Origin of the sequence: Prevotella sp. TF12-30, from assembly GCF_003436715.1 — a bacterium.
Classification (GTDB): domain Bacteria; phylum Bacteroidota; class Bacteroidia; order Bacteroidales; family Bacteroidaceae; genus Prevotella; species Prevotella copri_A.
The window spans coordinates 1-3,863 of record NZ_QSQJ01000046.1; the positions used below are offsets into that span (position 1 = coordinate 1).

The 3,863-nt window shown below is 48.7% G+C and carries 3 protein-coding genes; all 3 read right to left on the reverse strand.

Features of this window, described 5'->3' with window-relative positions; translation table 11 throughout:
• Window positions 1–72: 72 nt before the first annotated feature.
• Entirely contained in the window at window positions 73–1,077 is a 1,005-nt protein-coding gene (locus tag DXD25_RS13790; RefSeq protein ID WP_233522326.1) for a hypothetical protein, read from the reverse strand.
• Window positions 1,078–1,187: 110 nt separating this feature from the next.
• Window positions 1,188–2,249, reverse strand: a complete 1,062-nt coding sequence (locus tag DXD25_RS13795) for a YncE family protein (RefSeq protein ID WP_233522327.1) — start codon at window positions 2,247–2,249, stop codon at window positions 1,188–1,190.
• Window positions 2,250–2,264: 15 nt separating this feature from the next.
• On the reverse strand, window positions 2,265–3,554 hold the full coding sequence (locus DXD25_RS13800; protein WP_233522328.1) for a hypothetical protein: 1,290 nt from the start codon (window positions 3,552–3,554) through the stop codon (window positions 2,265–2,267).
• Between the last annotated feature and the right edge of the window lie 309 nt (window positions 3,555–3,863).

Sequence of the window (3,863 nt, forward strand, 5' to 3'; positions counted from 1 at the left end):
ATCCCGCTTGAGAAAGTAGGATGGGGGATTTCTGTTTATCTGTTATTCAAGTACTGAAATGGGTTTGGAATATCAGTTAGATAATATTTCCTGTATTTTCTCCTCTCCGATATTCAAAGTCTTTGCTATCATTTCTGCATTCATGCCCGACTTCGATAATGCCAAGACAGCTGCGCGCAAGGATGCATCCTTCTCTTCAAGTGATGCCTTCTTCTCTTCAAGTGCCGCATCCTTCTCTTCAATTGCCGCTTTCTGCTCTTCAATTGCCGCATCCTTCTCTTTAATCGCCGCCTTCTGCTTTTCGAGTTCTTTTTTCTGCGTCATGATAGTAGTATCCCTGTCTTCCAGGGCCTGGAAGAACTCATCCTCTGCATTCATCCTGTTTCTGATGTCAGGATTAGCCGCCGCCGACTGGAGACGATGGAGTATATGCGTCATTTCGGCATCATCCCCATATTTGTTCTCATCCAACTCAAGCATTCGCTGGTCGTCCGGATAAATCTGCGACTGGTCGAATACGCTCAGTATTTTCTCCAGTCTATTGTTTACCCTTCCTCTCAGCCGCGGAATCTGGACAATGATGCTGTCATGCTGCAGACTCTCTACAAATGGGTCTGGCTCCTCCTGGTGTACTTCATTTCCCTCATAGTCATATATCTTATGTCTGGCATAGATGACGGGTTCCGTGAATTGTCCCACGTTATGCCCCAGCAGATACACCGCCACGGTAGGCAGGGCATACTTGCCCTTGGTCTCCTTGCGCATATTCTCCTTGTTGTTATACTGCACAGCCAGGTATTGGCGGAAGCGCAAGGTTTCCGTCTCCAGCCATGTTTTCTGCAATTCTATCAGAATCAGATTCTTACTGCCGTCATCTTCCAATACGGTTGCAGCAAAGTCAACACGAAACATAGAGATGGCATCACGGGCAATATTGGGATACTCATGACGACGCATTTCTACAGCAATCACCGTTTTCTGCAAGAGTGCAGAAAGCAGAGTCTTGGCTATTCGCTCATCTTCCATCATATACTTGAAGACGGCATCGTAAAGTGGGTTGGCTACGTATATCATCATATTCTATCCTCCATGATTAATTAAATATATATGCAAAGATACGCTGAATATTTGTAACCTCCAAATTTTTAGGCAGTTTTTTTGCTTTATTCCGAGAATGCTTCGCTTACTTACTTCTGCCGAGGCTGGATCTCGTAGGATGGATTGTTGCGGATCTCCCAGCGGTCGAGCTTAGTGCCGTTGGTCAGGATCAGCTTCTCCTTCTGGTAGGTTACGATGGTCTGGGATGGCAGGCTCACGCGGTCATCGCTCGCAAAGCTGCGGATTGGCTGAGAGAAGTCTCGCTTCTGGATATCAGCCAGAGTGTATTCTGCCAGCTGCATCTTGCCGTCCTTCTCCATCGATACGAAGAACTTCTCCTTGTCGTCGGTCTTCGAGATGGAACGGATTTTCTCTGTTGCGTTCTGGGTAATCTTGACTGGCGCATCTCCCTTCTTCTCAATGATGTCCTGCACCTTCCAGGCATAGATGGTACCTGTACGAGGGATGAAACTGTAGAGCGAATCGCCTATCGCTTCCATATCATAGGATTCAGACTGCGGCTCAAACTTGCTGCCGATGAAATTGCTGCCTGTAGCCAGCTTGGCATAGACATTGTTGTTGCTGGCAGCATTCATATCCAGCGCCTCACGGTCGAAGACCCTGATATTCTTCTCCTTGGAATCTCTTACGAATACCAGGCGAGGGGTGGCGCACACGCATCCTGCCCAGGAAACATTGCTGGCTGACCAGGAACCGGTGCCCAGACGGCTGAGATACTTGCCCGTCTTCTTGTCGAAGATCTGCACCTCTCGGTTGTCGCCGGCTGCCACGAAGAGGTGGTCGCCCTCGACATATACATCCCTAGCCAGGGTGCGGTCGCCATTGCTCATACTGCGCTTCAGCTCCAGCGTTTCTGCATCGAATACATCGATGCATTTGCCGGCAAAGTTGGCTACATACAGTTCTTCGCCATCGCTGAAGAGATTTACGGCATTCAGATCTTTGCCACCGATGTTCTCGGAAGTGCGTGAGAGGTAGCCGTCGAGGTAGAAGTGGTCAGCCACCTTGATGGTATCCACCGGCTGCGGCACAACTCGGTCTTCTGTAATCTCTCTATATTCTGTCTGGTCGCAGGATGCCATTGCCAGCATCATCAGTCCTGCGCTGATCATCATTACGTCTTTTCTCATTTTTCTTTTTCCTCCTTACTTCTTGTTGTCCTTGAGCGGATTCTCGGTGAAGTACTTCACCAGTCGGCTCTTCTTGTAAAAACTATTGATATTCTTCTGCAATACGGCATCATCCTGGAAAATCTGCATGATGTCGCAGTCACGATACTGTGCATTCTCCGGTTTGTGGAAGCCCAGCAGGTTGCGGTCGGTATAAGGCAGGTCGCCCTTCTTGCTCAACCACATGTGCAGCTGCCAGATGAACTCTGTCCAACCTACGTTCACGCCTTCCGGAGTCTTTGCTGCATAGGTCATGTTACTGTTGTGACCGTAATCCATGCAGTGCATGAACTCGTGGGTGATCGACTCCCATCCGCTGAAGGATGCATAATGGCCGTAGAAGTTCCAGTCGGTAATGCCCCAGGTGGCACCGCCGCCCAGTCCGCCATAGGCAGGTGAGGTCTGTCCGAGCACGAAGTTCTTCTTAGCCTTGAATCTCTCCACCTCGCTCCGGTACTTTTCGGCAGTGAATGGCACCTTTTCGTTGTCGTAGAGGTTGCCTCCCATCACCTTCTTGAAGTTTGCCATCACATACTTGTATTCTGGTGTGGTCATCATATAGGCATAGTTGGTGAGTATCACCACCCACTCTCGGGCATAGATAGGTCTCATCTCGCGGAAGTTGTATGATTCGCCTACGGTAGGAGTCCATCCGAAGTTGGAGAAGCTGCAGTTCCACTGGGCATCAATCTTCTGTAGCATCTTGAAGTGCTCGTCATCGCTGGTGAGTCGTGCCTTCATCTGGTTCATATCGAGATATGGACAAAGGAAGCTCACGAAATTTCCGCTTTCCTTCTTCCATACATTTCTTCTGCCAATAAAGGATGGCTTGAACGAGAAGCGGGAGAAGGCAGGAACGGTTTCGAAAAAAGCCACCGGGATATACTCGTCAGCCTCCGGGATATACATCTCGAGGGTGACGTTGGAGACGGGTTTCGCACTCCAGCTGGTGATGACGAGCGAATCGCCCACTGCCGATTTCTTCACGCTGATCAGGTTGTTGGTCTGGAAGGTGTAATCTGCCTTGTTGACGATTTCTGTTGATGGGTCGGATAGATTCAGGATGTGCTTGGCGAACTCTGCCGGCAGCTTGTCGAAAGCCACGGTGTCTTTCTTGAAGTTCTGCTGGAATGGCTGCTGGATGTCGTTGTACACAATCTTGTCTTCGTAGTCTGTGGAGCAGGAAGCCATCAGGGTCATCGCTGCCACGAGCGTAGTACCAGCTGCCAGAGCCGGAATCTTTCGATGTTTTTTCTGTTTCATCATTTTGGGTTTTTACTGTATAATCATTTACTATTTCATTAAAATATTTGTTTGCAAAGATACTGAAAATAATTTAAAATACCAAATATTTAGAAGGATATTTCGTCTAGTCCGTAGCGCCGGATATGCCCGTCCTCCGTCGGGACGCCTAGCGGGGGTAGGGCGTCTAGCTTGCACTGGAACGCTAAGCTTGTACTGGTCCGTCTATCGGTGGCCTGGCGATATTGATAAAGTATATCTTCGAAGCAATTAGTGTGTCCTGAGACTGAATGAAGTCTGATATTGGCTATATTGATAGACTTCTGTCGTAAC

Coding starts and splice junctions, on each gene's coding strand:
- DXD25_RS13790 (WP_233522326.1), bottom strand. CDS start 1,077: ATGATGATATACGTAGCCAACCCACTTTACGATGCCGTCTTCAAGTAT.
- DXD25_RS13795 (WP_233522327.1), bottom strand. CDS start 2,249: ATGAGAAAAGACGTAATGATGATCAGCGCAGGACTGATGATGCTGGCA.
- DXD25_RS13800 (WP_233522328.1), bottom strand. CDS start 3,554: ATGATGAAACAGAAAAAACATCGAAAGATTCCGGCTCTGGCAGCTGGT.